A 15,635-nucleotide genomic window follows, 5' to 3' on the forward strand; every position below is an offset into this window, starting at 1 on the left:
AGACATGGGACTCGAAGAAAAGCTGCCGAGCGGATTCCTGCTGACCACCGTCGAGCAGGCCGCGGGCTGGGTACGCAAGGCATCCGTCTTCCCCGCCACGTTCGGACTCGCCTGCTGCGCCATCGAGATGATGACGACCGGTGCGGGCCGCTACGACCTGGCGCGCTTCGGCATGGAGGTCTTCCGCGGGTCACCGCGCCAGGCCGACCTCATGATCGTCGCCGGACGCGTCAGCCAGAAGATGGCGCCCGTACTGCGGCAGGTCTATGACCAGATGCCCAACCCCAAGTGGGTGATCTCCATGGGCGTCTGCGCCTCATCGGGCGGAATGTTCAACAACTACGCCATTGTGCAGGGAGTCGACCACATTGTTCCGGTCGACATCTATTTGCCCGGCTGCCCGCCGCGGCCCGAGATGCTGATGGACGCGATTCTCAAGCTCCATCAGAAGATCCAGTCCTCGAAGCTCGGCGTGAACGCCGAGGAGGCGGCCCGCGAGGCGGAGGAAGCGGCGCTCAAGGCGCTCCCCACCATCGAGATGAAGGGCCTGCTGCGGTGAGCGACGCTAACGGCGCCGGCGACGGCGTGAATCCGGAGAAGGACCTCGGCGCGTCCAACCTCCCCGGCCAGCGTGGCGACGGCGGTGAGGAGATCCGCGTCCAGCGCGGCATGTTCGGCGCCAACAACGGCGGCGACACCTCCGGCTACGGCGGCCTGGTCCGCTCCGTCCGGCTGCCCGGCCCGGCCGCCCGCCCCTACGGCGGCTGGTTCGACGAGGTCGCCGACGAGCTCGAGGGCGCCCTGGAGGAACAGGGACTCGTGCCCGGGAACGCGATCGAGAAGACGATCGTGGACCGCGACGAGCTCACCTTCCACATCGAACGCGAGTACCTGGTCCAGGTCGCCCAGACCCTCCGCGACGACCCGGCCCTCCGCTTCGAACTGTGCACGGGCGTGAGCGGAGTGCACTACCCCAGCGACAAGGGCCGTGAGCTGCACGCCGTCTACCACCTGCGCTCGATCACCCACAACCGGTTGATCCGCATCGAGGTCAGCGCCCCCGACGCCGACCCGCACGTCCCGTCACTCGTCCCCGTCTATCCGACGAACGACTGGCACGAGCGCGAGGCGTACGACTTCTTCGGCCTGGTCTTCGACGGTCACCCGGCACTGACGCGGATCATGATGCCGGACGACTGGCAGGGCCACCCGCAGCGCAAGGACTATCCCCTCGGTGGCATCCCCATCGAGTACAAGGGCGCCCAGATCCCGGCTCCGGACCAGCGGAGGTCGTACTCATGAGCACGCAGACCCCTTCTTCTGCCGCATCCGCCCGCGAGACGACCGAGGGCACCGTCTACACGGTCACCGGTGGCGACTGGGACGAGATCGCGCAGTCCGCGGCGAGGTCCGACGACGAGCGCATCATCGTCAACATGGGCCCGCAGCACCCGTCCACGCACGGCGTGCTCCGGCTCATCCTGGAGATCGACGGCGAGACGGTCACCGAGGCCCGCTGCGGCATCGGCTACCTCCACACCGGCATCGAGAAGAACCTCGAATTCCGTACGTGGACCCAGGGCACCACGTTCGTGACGCGCATGGACTACCTGACGCCGTTCTTCAACGAGACGGCGTACTGCCTCGCGGTCGAGAAACTCCTCGGCATCGAGGACCAGATCCCCGACCGCGCCTCGATCATCCGCGTGCTCCTCATGGAGCTGAACCGGCTCTCCTCCCACCTGGTGTGCATCGCCACCGGCGGCATGGAGCTCGGCGCCACCACGATCATGATCTACGGCTTCCGTGACCGTGAACTGATCCTCGACATCTACGAGCTGATCACCGGCCTGCGGATGAACCACGCGTACATCCGCCCCGGCGGACTCGCCCAGGACCTGCCGCCCGGCGCGGTGGACCAGATCCGCGAGTTCGTGAAGAAGATGACGAAGAACCTTCCCGAGTACGACAAGCTCGCCACCGGGAACCCGATCTTCAAGGCCCGTATGCAGGACGTCGGCTATCTCGACCTGGCCGGCTGCATGGCCCTCGGCGCCACCGGACCCGTCCTTCGCTCGGCGGGCCTGCCGCACGACCTGCGCAAGTCCCAGCCGTACTGCGGCTACGAGACGTACGACTTCGAGATCCCCACCGCCGACACCTGCGACTCCTACGGGCGCTTCCTGATCCGCCTCGAAGAGATGCGCCAGTCGCTCCACATCGTCGAACAGTGCCTGGACCGGCTGCAGCCGGGGCCGGTCATGGTCGCCGACAAGAAGATCGCCTGGCCCGCGCAGCTCGCGCTCGGCCCCGACGGTCTGGGCAACTCCCTCGACCACATCAAGAAGATCATGGGCACCTCCATGGAGGCCCTCATCCACCACTTCAAGCTGGTGACCGAGGGCTTCCGCGTCCCGCCGGGACAGGCGTACGCGGCGGTCGAGTCGCCCAAGGGCGAACTCGGGGTGCACGTCGTCTCCGACGGAGGCACCCGCCCCTACCGGGTCCACTTCCGGGACCCGTCCTTCACCAACCTGCAGGCCATGGCCGCGATGTGCGAGGGCGGCCAGGTCGCCGACGTCATCGTCGCCGTCGCGTCCATCGACCCCGTGATGGGAGGCGTCGACCGGTGACCACCACCCCCGAGGGCGTCAGCCTGGGCATGCCCCGACTGCCCGCGCCCGACTACCCGGACGACGTTCGGACCCGGCTCGAAGCGGACGCGCGCGAGATCATCGCCCGCTATCCGGACTCCCGCTCGGCGCTCCTTCCGTTGCTGCATCTCGTGCAGTCGGAAGAGGGCCATGTCACGCGGACGGGGATGCAGTTCTGCGCGGACGTACTGAGTCTGACCACCGCCGAGGTCACCGCGGTCGCGACCTTCTACTCGATGTACCGGCGCAAGCCGAGCGGTGACTACCAGGTGGGTGTGTGCACCAACACCCTGTGCGCGGTCATGGGCGGCGACGCGATCTTCGAGGCCCTCCAGGACCACCTGGGCGTCGGCAACGGCGAGACCACCGGTGACGGCAAGGTCACCCTGGAGCACATCGAGTGCAACGCGGCCTGCGACTTCGCACCCGTCGTGATGGTCAACTGGGAGTTCTTCGACAACCAGACCGTGGCCTCCGCCAAGCGCCTCGTCGACGACCTGCGCGCGGGAACAGTGGTCGAGCCCACCCGCGGAGCCCCCCTCTGCACCTTCAAGGACACCGCCCGGATCCTGGCGGGCTTCCCCGATGAGCGCGCCGGGGCCGTCGAAGCGGGTGGCGGCGCGGGCCCCGCCTCGCTGACCGGCCTCCGCCTGGCCAAGGGGGAGAGCGGTGCCGCGCGCGTGGTCCATCCGCGAGGTGGAGGTGCTCCGCAGGACCAGCCGCCGGCCGAGCACCTGAGCTCGCACGACGCGCCGCAGGACACGTCGGCCTCCGATCCGTCGCACCCGGCGGGTCCCACAGCCGAGGAGGGGGAGTGATGACATTGGCACCCGAGAACGGGGGCACCGCCCGCGCGAGCGCATTCGAACGCGGCGGAGAGACCAGCCCCGAGAAGCTGCTCGCACCCGTGCTGTCGGCCTTCTGGGACGAGGAGCGGTCCTGGACGCTTGACGTCTACCGAAGGCACGAGGGGTACGAGGGGCTGCGCAAGGCGCTGGCCATGTCGCCGGACGACCTGATCGCGTACGTCAAGGACTCCGGTCTGCGCGGCCGGGGCGGCGCGGGATTCCCCACGGGAATGAAATGGCAGTTCATTCCGCAGGGCGATGGAAAACCCCACTATCTAGTTGTCAACGCCGACGAGTCGGAGCCGGGTACCTGCAAGGACATCCCGCTCCTCTTCGCGAACCCGCACAGCCTCATCGAGGGCATTGTGATCGCGTGTTATGCCATCCGGTCTTCGCATGCCTTCATCTATCTCCGCGGTGAAGTCGTCCCCGTGTTGCGGCGGTTGCACGAGGCCGTCCGCGAGGCCTACGCGGCCGGCTACCTCGGCGAGAACATCCTGGGCAGCGGGCTCGACCTGCAGCTCACCGTGCACGCGGGCGCGGGCGCGTACATCTGCGGTGAGGAGACCGCACTGCTCGACTCGCTCGAAGGCCGCCGTGGTCAACCGCGGCTTCGTCCCCCTTTCCCAGCCGTCGCAGGGCTCTATGCGTGCCCAACTGTGGTGAACAACGTCGAGTCGATCGCGTCAGTTCCCGCAATCCTGCAAAAAGGCAAGGAATGGTTCAGGTCGATGGGAAGCGAGAAGTCCCCGGGCTTCACGCTCTACTCGCTCAGCGGCCACGTCACCAGTCCCGGCCAGTACGAGGCCCCGCTCGGGATCACGCTCCGACAACTCCTCGACATGAGCGGCGGGATGCGCGCCGGACACCGGCTGAAGTTCTGGACACCGGGCGGCTCCTCGACACCGATGTTCACCGAGGAACACCTCGACGTCCCTCTCGACTACGAAGGAGTGGGCGCCGCCGGTTCCATGCTCGGCACCAAGGCGCTCCAGTGCTTCGACGAGACGACCTGCGTCGTCCGGGCGGTCACCCGCTGGACCGAGTTCTACGCGCACGAGTCCTGCGGCAAGTGCACCCCGTGCCGCGAAGGGACCTACTGGCTGGTGCAGTTGCTGCGCGACATCGAGGCCGGCAAGGGCGTCATGTCCGACCTCGACAAGCTCAATGACATCGCCGACAACATCAACGGCAAGTCGTTCTGCGCCCTCGGCGACGGTGCCGCCTCGCCGATCTTCTCCTCGCTCAAGTACTTCCGCGAGGAGTACGAGCAGCACATCACGGGCCGCGGCTGCCCCTTCGACCCGGCCAGGTCGACGGCCTGGGCGGACAAGCACACGGAGGTGAACGCATGACGGTGACCACCAGCGCTCCCTCGGGAGGGGGAGAGGCGGCGGTTCCGCCGGAGGATCTCGTCTCGCTGACGATCGACGGCGCCGAGATCAGCGTGCCCAAGGGCACCCTGGTCATCCGCGCCGCGGAACAGCTCGGCATCGAGATCCCCCGCTTCTGCGACCATCCGCTGCTCGACCCCGCCGGCGCCTGCCGCCAGTGCATCGTCGAGGTCGAGGGACAGCGCAAGCCCATGGCGTCCTGCACGATCACGTGCACGGACGGGATGGTGGTGAAGACGCAGCTCACCTCGCCCGTCGCCGAGAAGGCCCAGTACGGCGTGATGGAGCTGCTGCTCATCAACCACCCGCTGGACTGCCCGGTCTGCGACAAGGGCGGCGAGTGCCCGCTGCAGAACCAGGCGATGTCGCACGGCGGCGCCGAATCCCGCTTCGACGGAAAGAAGCGGACGTACGAGAAGCCGGTCCCGATCTCCACCCAGGTGCTGCTCGACCGTGAGCGGTGCGTGCTGTGCGCCCGCTGCACCCGGTTCAGCAACCAGATCGCCGGCGACCCGATGATCGAGCTGATCGAGCGCGGGGCGCTCCAGCAGGTCGGCACCGGCGAGGGGGATCCCTTCGAGTCGTACTTCTCCGGGAACACGATCCAGATCTGCCCGGTCGGAGCGCTGACCTCGGCGGCGTACCGCTTCCGTTCCCGCCCCTTCGACCTCGTCTCCTCGCACTCGGTGTGCGAGCACTGCGCGGGCGGCTGCGCGACGCGCACGGATCACCGGCGCGGCAAGGTGATGCGACGCCTCGCGGCTCCCGACCCGGAGGTCAACGAGGAGTGGCTGTGCGACAAGGGGCGTTTCGGCTTCCGGTACGCGCAGCGGCGTGACCGGCTGGAGACGCCCCTGGTCCGCGGCGCCTCCGGTGAACTGGAGCCCGCCTCCTGGCCGGAGGCCCTGGAGGCCGCGGCCTCGGGACTGCTGGCGGCCCGGGGCAGGACCGGTGTCCTGACCGGAGGCCGGCTCACCGTCGAGGACGCCTACGCCTACAGCAAGTTCGCGCGCGTGGCCCTCGACACCAACGACATCGACTTCCGCGCGCGCGTGCACAGCGCCGAGGAGGCCGAGTTCCTGGCGGCCCGTGTGGCCGGCCGGGGACGGGACCTCGACGGTACGGGCGTCACGTACACCTCCCTGGAGAAGGCGCCCGCGGTTCTGCTCGTCGGCTTCGAGTCGGAGGAGGAGGCGCCCGGAGTCTTCCTGCGGTTGCGCAAGGCATGGCGCGGACACGGGCAGAAGACCTTCTCCCTCGCCACGCACGCGACGCGCGGCCTGGCGAAGGCGGGCGGCACGCTGTTGCCCGCCGCGCCCGGCACCGAGACCGAGTGGCTGAACGCCCTCGCGAGCGGGGTCGGTCTGGAGGGCGACGGAGCCGGGGCCGCCGAGGCACTGCGCGGAGCAGGCGCCGTGATCGTCGTCGGCGAGCGGCTCGCCGCGGTGGCGGGCGGACTCACCTCCGCCGTACGAGCCGCGGCCGCGACCGGCGCCGCGCTGGTGTGGATCCCGCGGCGGGCAGGGGAACGCGGCGCCATCGAGGCGGGCGCTCTGCCGTCGCTGCTGCCGGGCGGGCGACCGGCCACCGACCCGCGCGCGCGGGAGGAGGTCGCCGCCGCCTGGGGAGTGTCCCAGCTCCCGCACCGCTACGGTCGCGACACCGGCCAGATCGTCGAGGCCGCCGCGGCCGGCGAACTGCAGGCACTGGTCGTGGCGGGCGTGGAGGTCAACGACCTGCCCGACCCGGCACGCGCGCGTGCGGCACTTTCGGAGATCGGCTTCCTGGTGTCGCTCGAACTGCGTCCCGGTGAGGTCACCGAACACGCGGATGTCGTCCTCCCGGTGGCCGCGGTCACCGAGAAGTCCGGCACCTTCCTCAACTGGGAAGGAAGGGCCCGCCTGTTCGAGGCCGCGCTCAAGCCCGAGCAGATGACCCGCACCCTGGCACCCACCGACGCGCGGGTGCTGCAGATGCTGGCCGACGCCATGGACGTACACCTCGGTCTGCCGGACCTGCGCACCGCGCGCGGGGAGCTGGACCGGCTCGGCGCCTGGGGCGGTCCACGGGCCGCAGAACCCGTCGAGATCGCGGCGTCGCTGCCGCGTCCCGCCGCCGGGGAGGCCGTGCTCGCGGGCCATCGGCTGCTGCTCGACCTGGGGCGTCTCCAGGAGGGCGACGAGGCGCTCGCCGGGACCCGGCACGCGGCACGCGCACGCGTGTCGGCCGCCACGGCCGCCGAGGCGGGTGTCAAGGAGGGCGACCTCCTCGCCGTCACCGGCAGCGCCGGGACCCTCGCCCTCCCGCTGCAGATCACCGAGATGCCCGACCGCGTGGTCTGGCTTCCGCTGAACTCCGCCGGCGGAGGCGTCGCCTCCGACACGGGGGCGCTGCCCGGCGCACTCGTCCGCATCGGTCCGGCGACGCTCGCCACCGAGGCCCCCAAGGAGGTGGAGGCATGACGCCCTACACGCCGTACCTCGCCGCGGAAGACCTCTCCATGTTCGGCCGCGACCCCTGGTGGCTGGTCGTCGTCAAGGCGGTCTTCTGCTTCGCCTTCCTGATGATCACCGTGCTCTTCTCCATCGTGTGGGAGCGCAAGGTCGTCGCCTGGATGCAGCTGCGCATCGGCCCCAACCGGCACGGCCCCTGGGGCATGCTCCAGTCGCTCGCCGACGGCATCAAACTGATGCTCAAGGAAGACCTCGTCGTCAAACGCGCGGACAAGGTGGTCTACATCCTCGCGCCGGTCGTCGCGGCCATCCCGGCCTTCATGGCGATCGCGGTGATCCCCTTCGGGCCCGCGGGCAACGAGATCTCGATCTTCGGGCACCGCACCACGATGCAGCTCACCGACCTGCCGATCGCGATGCTCTACATCCTCGCGGTCGCCTCGGTCGGCATCTACGGGATCGTGCTCGCGGGCTGGTCCTCCGGGTCGACGTACCCGCTCCTCGGCGGACTGCGTTCCTGCGCGCAGATGATCTCCTACGAGATCGCCATGGGCGCCGCGTTCGCCTCGGTGTTCCTCTACTCCGGGTCGATGTCGACCTCGACGATCGTCGAGCAGCAGCACGACCGCTGGTACGTCCTGCTGCTGCCGGTCTCCTTCGTGATCTACATCATCACGATGGTCGGCGAGACCAACCGCGCCCCCTTCGACATGCCGGAGTCCGAGGGCGACCTCGTCGGCGGCTTCAACACCGAGTACTCGTCCATCAAGTTCGCGCTGTTCATGCTCGCCGAGTACGTGAACATGGTGACGGTCTCGGCCGTGTCGACCACGCTCTTCCTCGGCGGCTGGCGGGCCCCGTGGCCCATCAGCACCTTCTGGGAGGGCGCCAACCACGGCTGGTGGCCGATGCTCTGGTTCGTGGTGAAGGTGCAGCTGCTGCTGTTCTTCTTCATCTGGCTGCGCGGCACGCTCCCGCGCGTCCGCTACGACCAGCTGATGAAGCTCGGCTGGAAGGTGCTCATTCCGGTCTCCGTGGTGTGGCTGATGCTCGTCGCGACCGTACGGACCCTGAAGAACCAGCACTACGACTTCGCCGACATCGCTCTGTACGTCGGTGGCGGTGTCCTCGTGCTGCTGCTGATCTCGTTCGCCGTGGACATCTTCCGCGAGAAGCCGGAGGCCCGGGAGGCGTCGGCCGAGGCCGCCGCCTTCGACCCGATGGCCGGCGGATTCCCCGTGCCGCCGCTGCCGGGGCAGGAGCTGCCGCCGGTGCCGCGGCGCCGCCCGCACCGCGAGCGGGAGTTGATTGTCAGTGGTGGGTCCGATACTGCGAGTGACGGATCGGACGCCGGATCTCGTGACGGAAAGGAGGGGTCGGATGTCTGAGGAGCCGAAGGAGACCAAACCCGGTTTCCAGAACCCCGTCGCCGGCTTCGGCGTGACCTTCAAGGCCATGTTCAAGAAGCGGCTGACGGAGCAGTACCCGGAGCAGCACAAGACCACGGCCCCGCGGTTCCACGGCCGGCACCAGCTCAACCGTCATCCGGACGGCCTGGAGAAGTGCGTCGGCTGTGAGCTGTGCGCGTGGGCCTGTCCCGCGGACGCCATCTACGTGGAGGGCGCGGACAACACCGAGGAGGAGCGCTACTCGCCCGGTGAGCGCTACGGCCGCGTCTATCAGATCAACTACGCCCGCTGCATCCTGTGCGGTCTGTGCATCGAGGCGTGCCCCACGCGCGCGCTGACGATGACGAACGAGTTCGAGCTCGCGGACAGCAGCCGCGCCAACCTCATCTACACCAAGGAGCAGCTGCTCGCCGGTCTCGAGGAGGGCATGGTGGAGTCACCGCACTCGATCTTCCCCGGGACGGACGAGCAGGACTACTACCAGGGCCTGGTCACGGAGGCGGCGCCCGGCACCGTACGCCAAGTGGCCGTCTCCAAGGGCGAGAAGCCCCATGAGGAGGGGGTGGAAGCATGAGCGCGCAGCTCGCCGCCTACTCCACCTCCACCGGAGAGGCCTTCCAGTTCTGGGTGCTCGGCACCGTCGCCGTGATCGGCGCCCTGTGCACCGTCTTCATGAAGAAGGCCGTGCACAGCGCGCTCTGTCTCGCCGGGACCATGATCGTCCTGGCGGTGTTCTATCTCGCCAACGGCGCGTACTTCCTGGGCATCGTGCAGATCGTCGTCTACACCGGCGCGATCATGATGCTGTTCCTGTTCGTGGTCATGCTCGTCGGTGTCACCGCGGCGGATTCCCTGAGGGAGACCATCAAGGGGCAGCGCTGGCTGGCCCTGGTCTGCGGTCTCGGCTTCGGTGTCCTGCTGATCGCGGGCATCGGCAACGCGTCGCTGACGGAGTTCAACGGCCTGGGCAAGGCCAACGCCAACGGGAACGTGGAGGGTCTCGCGGCCCTCATCTTCACGAAGTACGTGTTCGCCTTCGAGATCACCGGCGCGCTGCTCATCACGGCCGCCGTCGGCGCCATGGTGCTCACGCACCGGGAGCGCACCGAGCGCCCCAAGACCCAGCGCGAGCTGTCCGAGCAGCGGGTGCGGGAGGGCAAGCACCTGCCGCCGCTGCCGGCCCCGGGTGTCTACGCCCGGCACAACGCGGTGGACATCGCGGGTCTCCTCCCGGACGGCACCCCCTCGGAGCTGACCGTCAACAAGACACTGCGGGAGCGCGGTCAGGTCCGTGACGTGTCCACCGAGGCACTGAGCGATCTGAAGGCCCTGGAGCAGCGCGCCGAAGAACGCCTGGAGCGCGCGAAGACGGAGGAGGCGTCCCAGTGAATCCGGTCAACTACCTCTATCTCGCCGCCCTGTTGTTCACGATCGGCGCCACCGGTGTGCTGATCAGGCGCAACGCGATCGTGGTGTTCATGTGTGTCGAGCTCATGCTCAACGCCTGCAACCTCGCGTTCGTCGTCTTCTCCCGCATGCACGGCAATCTCGACGGCCAGATCATCGCCTTCTTCACGATGGTCGTCGCCGCCGCGGAGGTCGTGGTCGGGCTCGCGATCATCGTGTCGCTGTTCCGTTCCCGCCACTCGGCCTCGGTCGACGACGCCAGCCTGATGAAGCTGTAAGGGGTCGCTGAATCGTGGAAGATCTGATTGCGCTGCTGGTAGCGGCGCCTCTGCTCGGAGCGGCCGTACTGCTGTGCGGCGGCCGGCGGCTCGATGCCGTCGGCCACTGGATCGGCACGGCGCTCGCGGCGGCCTCCTTCGTGATCGGCGCGGTCCTCTTCGCCGACATGCTGGGCAAGAGCGCCGCCGACCGGCCCCTCGGCCAGCACCTGTTCAGCTGGATCCCCGTCGCGGGCTTCCGGGCGGACGTCTCCCTCCAGCTGGACCAGCTGTCGATGACGTTCGTCCTGCTGATCACGGGCGTCGGCTCGCTGATCCACCTGTACTCCATCGGGTACATGGAGCACGACGAGCGGCGCCGCCGCTTCTTCGGCTATCTGAACCTGTTCCTCGCGGCGATGCTGCTGCTCGTCCTCGCGGACAACTACCTGCTGCTGTACGTCGGCTGGGAGGGCGTGGGCCTCGCCTCGTACCTGCTGATCGGCTTCTGGCAGCACAAGCCCAGCGCCGCCACCGCCGCGAAGAAGGCCTTCCTGGTCAACCGCGTCGGCGACATGGGCCTGTCGATCGCCATCATGCTGATGTTCACCACCTTCGGCACCTTCGCCTTCGGACCGGTGCTCGGCAGCGAGGGGCACCCGGGGCTGGTCGGCGGCGCCACGGAGGGCAAGCTCACCGCCGTCGCGCTGATGCTGTTGCTCGCCGCCTGCGGCAAGTCCGCCCAGGTGCCGCTGCAGTCCTGGCTCGGGGACGCGATGGAGGGCCCGACCCCGGTCTCGGCCCTCATCCACGCCGCGACGATGGTGACCGCGGGCGTCTACCTGATCGTCCGCTCCGGTGCGGTCTTCAACGCCGCGCCCGACGCGCAGTTGGTCGTCACCGTGGTCGGTGCCGTCACCCTGCTGTTCGGTGCGATCGTCGGTTGCGCGAAGGACGACATCAAGAAGGCGCTCGCCGGCTCGACGATGTCGCAGATCGGCTACATGGTGCTGGCCGCGGGCCTCGGCCCGATCGGCTACGTCTTCGCGATCATGCACCTGGTGACGCACGGCTTCTTCAAGGCGGGGCTGTTCCTCGGCGCCGGCTCGGTGATGCACGGTATGAACGACGAGGTCGACATGCGGAGGTACGGCGGCCTCAGGAAGTACATGCCGGTCACCTTCGTCACCTTCGGCCTCGGCTACCTCGCCATCATCGGCTTCCCGGGCCTGTCCGGCTTCTTCTCCAAGGACAAGATCATCGAGGCGGCCTTCGCCAAGGGTGGCACCGAGGGCTGGATCCTCGGCGGCGCCGCCCTGCTCGGCGCGGCGATCACCGCGTACTACATGACGCGCGTGATGATCATGACCTTCTTCGGTGAGAAGCGCTGGCAGCCGGACGCGGAGGGCCACGAGCCGCACCCGCACGAGTCGCCCCGGTCCATGACGATCCCCATGATCGTGCTGGCCTTCGGGTCGGTCTTCGCGGGTGGTTTCTTCAGCTTCGGCGACCGCTTCCTGCACTGGCTGGAGCCGATCACCGGGCACTCGGAGGGCGACTCGCCCGTCAGCGCCCTCACGGTCACGCTGGCCACGATGGTCCTCCTCGTCGTCGGCGCCGGAATCGCCTATCTCCAGTACGGGCGCAGCCCCGTCCCGGCCGTCGCCCCGCGCGGTTCCCTGCTCACCCGGGCCGCCCGGCGCGACCTGCTCCAGGACGACTTCAACCACGTCGTGCTGGTGCGCGGCGGGGAGCACCTCACGCGCTCCCTTGTGTACGTCGACCACACCCTGGTCGACGGGGTCGTCAACGGTACGGCGGCCTCGATGGGCGGCCTCTCCGGGCGACTGCGCAAGCTGCAGAACGGCTATGCCCGCAGTTACGCGGTCTCGATGTTCGGCGGTGCGGCGATCCTCATCGCCGCGACCCTGCTGATGAGGGCGGTCTGATCCCGATGTCCTTTCCTCTGCTGACAGCGACGGCGGCGCTCCCGGCCCTCGGAGCGGTGGCCACGGCCGCCGTGCCGGCCGCGCGCCGTGCCGCCGCCAAGTGGCTGGCGCTGCTCGTCTCGCTCGCCACACTCGCCCTGGCCGCGATCGTGCTCGTACGGTTCGACCCCGGCGGCAGCCGCTACCAGCTCACCGAATCGCACTCCTGGATCAAGGACTTCGGGGTGCGCTACGAGCTGGGTGTGGACGGCATCGGGGTGGCGCTGGTGGCGCTGACCGCGCTGCTGATCCCGTTCGTGATCCTGGCGGGCTGGCACGACGCCGACCCGCAGGAGACCGGGAACACGCGGTGGCGGCCGACCCAGGGCTTCTTCGCCCTGATCCTGGCCGTCGAGGCGATGGTGATCATCTCCTTCGAGGCCACCGACGTCTTCCTCTTCTACATCTTCTTCGAAGCCATGCTGATCCCGATGTACTTCCTCATCGGCGGCTTCGGGGACAAGGCCCACGAACACGGCGACGAGGTCGCGGCGACACAGCGGTCCTACGCCGCGGTGAAGTTCCTCCTCTACAACCTGGTCGGCGGCCTGATCATGCTGGCCGCGGTGATCGGCCTCTACGTGGTCGCCGGGAACTTCTCGCTCCAGGAGATCGTGCAGGCCCGTGCCAACGGCTCGCTGCACATGGCGACCAATACGGAGCGCTGGCTGTTCCTGGGCTTCTTCTTCGCGTTCGCGGTGAAGGCACCGCTGTGGCCGCTGCACACCTGGCTGCCCAACGCCATGGGGGAGGCCACGGCGCCGGTCGCGGTCCTGATCACGGCGGTGGTCGACAAGGTCGGCACCTTCGCGATGCTCCGCTTCTGCCTCCAGCTCTTCCCCGAGGCCAGCAAGTGGGCGACGCCGGCCATCCTCGTGCTCGCCCTGATCAGCATCGTCTACGGGGCTCTGGTCGCGGTCGGTCAGCGGGACATCAAGCGACTGGTGGCGTACGCGTCGATCTCGCACTTCGGCTTCATCATCCTGGGCATCTTCGCGATGACCAGCCAGGGCCAGTCGGGCGCGACGCTCTACATGGTCAACCACGGGATCTCGACGGCCGCCCTGATGCTGGTGGCGGGCTTCCTGATCTCGCGGCGCGGCTCGCGTCTGATCGCCGACTACGGAGGGGTGCAGAAGGTCGCCCCGGTGCTCGCCGGCACCTTCCTGGTCGGCAGCCTCGCGACCCTCTCCCTTCCCGGGCTCGCGCCCTTCGTGAGTGAATTCCTCGTCCTGGTCGGCACGTTCACGCGCTACCCGGCCGTCGGCATCGTCGCCACCTTCGGCATCGTGCTCGCCGCGCTCTACACGCTCGTCCTGTACCAGCGGACGATGACGGGCCCGGTGAAGGCCGAGGTCGCCGAGATGCCCGACCTCAGGGTGCGCGAACTCCTGGTGGTCGCTCCGCTGATCGCTCTGCTGATCTTCCTGGGCGTCTATCCGAAGCCCGTCACCGACATCGTCAACCCCGCGGTCCAGCAGACCATGTCGGATGTACACAAAAAGGACCCCCAGCCCGAGGTGGAGGCGGCCAAGTGAGCGCAGCAGCCGTCCACAGCCTGTGGACAACCGCGGCGGAGCCGATCGCGAAGATCGACGCGCCGAAGATCGAATACGGGCAATTGTCGCCCACCCTGATCGTCATCGGGGCGGCGCTCGTCGGGGTGCTGATCGAGGCCTTCGTCCCGCGCAAGTCCCGTTACTACACCCAGGTGTTCGTGTCCGTCGTCGCGCTCGCCGCCGCCTTCGCGGCGGTGGTCGCGATGGCGGCCGGCGGATACGGCACGACGAAGGCGCACATCGCGGCGATGGGCGCGATCGCCGTCGACGGGCCCTCCTTGTTCCTGCAGGGCACGATCCTGCTGGCGGGCATCCTCGGCGTCTTCACCTTCGCCGAGCGCCGGCTCGACCCGGAGGCGCACGGGAACCGCGTCGACTCGTTCGCCGCGCAGGCCGCCTCCGTGCCCGGCAGCGACAGTGAAAAGGCCGCGGTGAAGGCCGGGTTCACCACCACCGAGGTGTTCCCGCTGCTGCTCTTCGCGATCGGCGGCATGCTGGTCTTCCCGTCGGCCAACGACCTGCTGACGCTGTTCATCGCGCTGGAGGTCTTCTCGCTGCCGCTGTACCTGCTGTGCGCCGTGGCCCGCCGCAAGCGACTCATGTCGCAGGAGGCCGCGGTCAAGTACTTCCTGCTCGGCGCCTTCGCCTCCGCGTTCACCCTGTTCGGCATCGCGCTGCTCTACGGCTACGCGGGCTCGGTGTCGTACGCCAGGATCGCGCAGGTCGTCGACGGCACGGTCACCAACGTCGACCCGGCACTCGCCGGCACCATGGGCAACGACGTGCTGCTGCTGATCGGCGCCGCGATGGTCGTCATGGGCCTGCTCTTCAAGGTCGGCGCGGTGCCCTTCCACATGTGGACGCCGGACGTCTACCAGGGAGCACCGACACCGGTCACCGGCTTCATGGCGGCGGCGACGAAGGTGGCCGCCTTCGGGGCGCTGCTGCGTCTGCTGTACGTCGTCCTGCCGGGCCTGCGCTGGGACTGGCGGCCGGTCATGTGGGCCGTCGCGATCGTCACCATGCTCGGCGGTGCCATCGTCGCGATCACCCAGACCGACATCAAGCGCCTGCTGGCGTACTCGTCGATCGCACACGCGGGCTTCATCCTCGCGGGTGTCATCGCGGCCTCGCCGGACGGCGTCTCGTCGGTCCTCTTCTACCTGGCCGCCTACTCGTTCGTGACGATCGGGGCCTTCGCGGTCGTGACCCTGGTCCGCGACGCGGGCGGCGAGGCGACACACCTGTCCAAGTGGGCCGGCCTCGGACGCCGCTCCCCGCTGGTGGCGGCCGTCTTCGCGGTCTTCCTGCTGGCCTTCGCGGGCATCCCGCTGACCTCGGGCTTCGCCGGAAAGTTCGCCGTGTTCAAGGCGGCGGCGGAGGGCGGCGCGGGCGCACTGGTCGTGGTCGGTGTGATCTCGTCGGCGATCGCGGCGTTCTTCTACATCCGGGTGATCGTTCTGATGTTCTTCAGCGAGCCCAAGCCGGAAGGGCCCACGGTCGCGGTGCCCTCGCCGCTGACCATGACGGCGATCGCTTTCGGCGTCGCGGTCACGCTGGTGCTGGGAGTCGCGCCGCAGTACTTCCTCGACCTGGCGAGCCAGGCGGGCGTCTTCGTCCGCTGACCGGGACCGCCCACGGCTCGGGCCCCGCTCCTTCCCAGGAG

General features: G+C 68.8%; 13 protein-coding genes. All 13 read left to right on the plus strand.

The window, feature by feature from the left end:
- The first annotated feature begins 4 nt into the window (after nt 1–4).
- From ACFVTC_RS30880 to nuoN, 13 genes are read left to right on the plus strand one after another with little or no spacing between them, the layout of a single operon-like run.
- Nucleotides 5–559, plus strand: a complete 555-nt coding sequence (locus tag ACFVTC_RS30880; RefSeq protein WP_007383964.1) for an NADH-quinone oxidoreductase subunit B family protein — start codon at nt 5–7, stop codon at nt 557–559.
- Entirely contained in the window at nt 556–1,302 is a 747-nt protein-coding gene (locus ACFVTC_RS30885) for an NADH-quinone oxidoreductase subunit C (RefSeq protein WP_390131777.1), read from the plus strand. The genes ACFVTC_RS30880 and ACFVTC_RS30885 overlap by 4 nt, the downstream gene beginning before the upstream one ends.
- The gene (locus ACFVTC_RS30890) at nt 1,299–2,633 is read left to right on the plus strand and encodes an NADH-quinone oxidoreductase subunit D (RefSeq protein WP_390131778.1); all 1,335 of its coding nucleotides are present in this window, start codon (nt 1,299–1,301) and stop codon (nt 2,631–2,633) included. The genes ACFVTC_RS30885 and ACFVTC_RS30890 overlap by 4 nt, the downstream gene beginning before the upstream one ends.
- Before the next feature lie 29 nt (nt 2,634–2,662).
- The gene (nuoE, locus tag ACFVTC_RS30895) at nt 2,663–3,472 is read left to right on the plus strand and encodes an NADH-quinone oxidoreductase subunit NuoE (protein WP_390131855.1); all 810 of its coding nucleotides are present in this window, start codon (nt 2,663–2,665) and stop codon (nt 3,470–3,472) included.
- Entirely contained in the window at nt 3,472–4,857 is a 1,386-nt protein-coding gene (nuoF, locus tag ACFVTC_RS30900; protein ID WP_168529524.1) for an NADH-quinone oxidoreductase subunit NuoF, read from the plus strand. Before nuoE ends, nuoF begins: the two co-directional genes overlap by 1 nt.
- Nucleotides 4,854–7,358, plus strand: a complete 2,505-nt coding sequence (locus ACFVTC_RS30905) for an NADH-quinone oxidoreductase subunit G (protein ID WP_390131779.1) — start codon at nt 4,854–4,856, stop codon at nt 7,356–7,358. The genes nuoF and ACFVTC_RS30905 overlap by 4 nt, the downstream gene beginning before the upstream one ends.
- Nucleotides 7,355–8,737, plus strand: a complete 1,383-nt coding sequence (gene nuoH / locus ACFVTC_RS30910; RefSeq protein ID WP_390131780.1) for an NADH-quinone oxidoreductase subunit NuoH — start codon at nt 7,355–7,357, stop codon at nt 8,735–8,737. Before ACFVTC_RS30905 ends, nuoH begins: the two co-directional genes overlap by 4 nt.
- Entirely contained in the window at nt 8,730–9,332 is a 603-nt protein-coding gene (nuoI, locus tag ACFVTC_RS30915; RefSeq protein WP_168529530.1) for an NADH-quinone oxidoreductase subunit NuoI, read from the plus strand. Before nuoH ends, nuoI begins: the two co-directional genes overlap by 8 nt.
- The gene (locus ACFVTC_RS30920) at nt 9,329–10,147 is read left to right on the plus strand and encodes an NADH-quinone oxidoreductase subunit J (protein ID WP_390131781.1); all 819 of its coding nucleotides are present in this window, start codon (nt 9,329–9,331) and stop codon (nt 10,145–10,147) included. Before nuoI ends, ACFVTC_RS30920 begins: the two co-directional genes overlap by 4 nt.
- Nucleotides 10,144–10,443: an NADH-quinone oxidoreductase subunit NuoK gene (nuoK, locus tag ACFVTC_RS30925; protein ID WP_018568277.1), complete on the plus strand. Its 300-nt coding sequence runs from the start codon at nt 10,144–10,146 to the stop codon at nt 10,441–10,443. Before ACFVTC_RS30920 ends, nuoK begins: the two co-directional genes overlap by 4 nt.
- Before the next feature lie 14 nt (nt 10,444–10,457).
- Complete coding sequence (nuoL, locus tag ACFVTC_RS30930; protein ID WP_390131782.1) at nt 10,458–12,371, plus strand: NADH-quinone oxidoreductase subunit L; 1,914 nt, start codon at nt 10,458–10,460, stop codon at nt 12,369–12,371.
- Nucleotides 12,372–12,376: 5 nt separating this feature from the next.
- Nucleotides 12,377–13,948 carry an NADH-quinone oxidoreductase subunit M gene (locus tag ACFVTC_RS30935; protein WP_390131783.1) on the plus strand — a complete coding sequence of 524 codons (1,572 nt, stop codon included), beginning with the start codon at nt 12,377–12,379 and terminating at the stop codon, nt 13,946–13,948.
- Nucleotides 13,945–15,594 (plus strand): NADH-quinone oxidoreductase subunit NuoN, encoded by a 1,650-nt coding sequence (nuoN, locus tag ACFVTC_RS30940; RefSeq protein WP_168529538.1) that lies wholly within the window; start codon nt 13,945–13,947, stop codon nt 15,592–15,594. The genes ACFVTC_RS30935 and nuoN overlap by 4 nt, the downstream gene beginning before the upstream one ends.
- The last annotated feature ends 41 nt before the right edge of the window (nt 15,595–15,635 follow it).

This window comes from Streptomyces sp. NPDC057950 (assembly GCF_042887295.1).
Taxonomy (GTDB): Bacteria; Actinomycetota; Actinomycetes; order Streptomycetales; family Streptomycetaceae; genus Streptomyces; species Streptomyces kaempferi.

What these genes read in the sequence shown, in the direction of transcription:
- ACFVTC_RS30880 (WP_007383964.1), top strand. Translation starts at nt 5, where the DNA reads ATGGGACTCGAAGAAAAGCTGCCGAGCGGATTCCTGCTGACCACCGTC.
- ACFVTC_RS30890 (WP_390131778.1), top strand. Translation starts at nt 1,299, where the DNA reads ATGAGCACGCAGACCCCTTCTTCTGCCGCATCCGCCCGCGAGACGACC.
- nuoE (WP_390131855.1), top strand. Translation starts at nt 2,663, where the DNA reads ATGCCCCGACTGCCCGCGCCCGACTACCCGGACGACGTTCGGACCCGG.
- nuoF (WP_168529524.1), top strand. Translation starts at nt 3,472, where the DNA reads ATGACATTGGCACCCGAGAACGGGGGCACCGCCCGCGCGAGCGCATTC.
- ACFVTC_RS30905 (WP_390131779.1), top strand. Translation starts at nt 4,854, where the DNA reads ATGACGGTGACCACCAGCGCTCCCTCGGGAGGGGGAGAGGCGGCGGTT.
- nuoH (WP_390131780.1), top strand. Translation starts at nt 7,355, where the DNA reads ATGACGCCCTACACGCCGTACCTCGCCGCGGAAGACCTCTCCATGTTC.
- nuoI (WP_168529530.1), top strand. Translation starts at nt 8,730, where the DNA reads ATGTCTGAGGAGCCGAAGGAGACCAAACCCGGTTTCCAGAACCCCGTC.
- ACFVTC_RS30920 (WP_390131781.1), top strand. Translation starts at nt 9,329, where the DNA reads ATGAGCGCGCAGCTCGCCGCCTACTCCACCTCCACCGGAGAGGCCTTC.
- ACFVTC_RS30935 (WP_390131783.1), top strand. Translation starts at nt 12,377, where the DNA reads ATGTCCTTTCCTCTGCTGACAGCGACGGCGGCGCTCCCGGCCCTCGGA.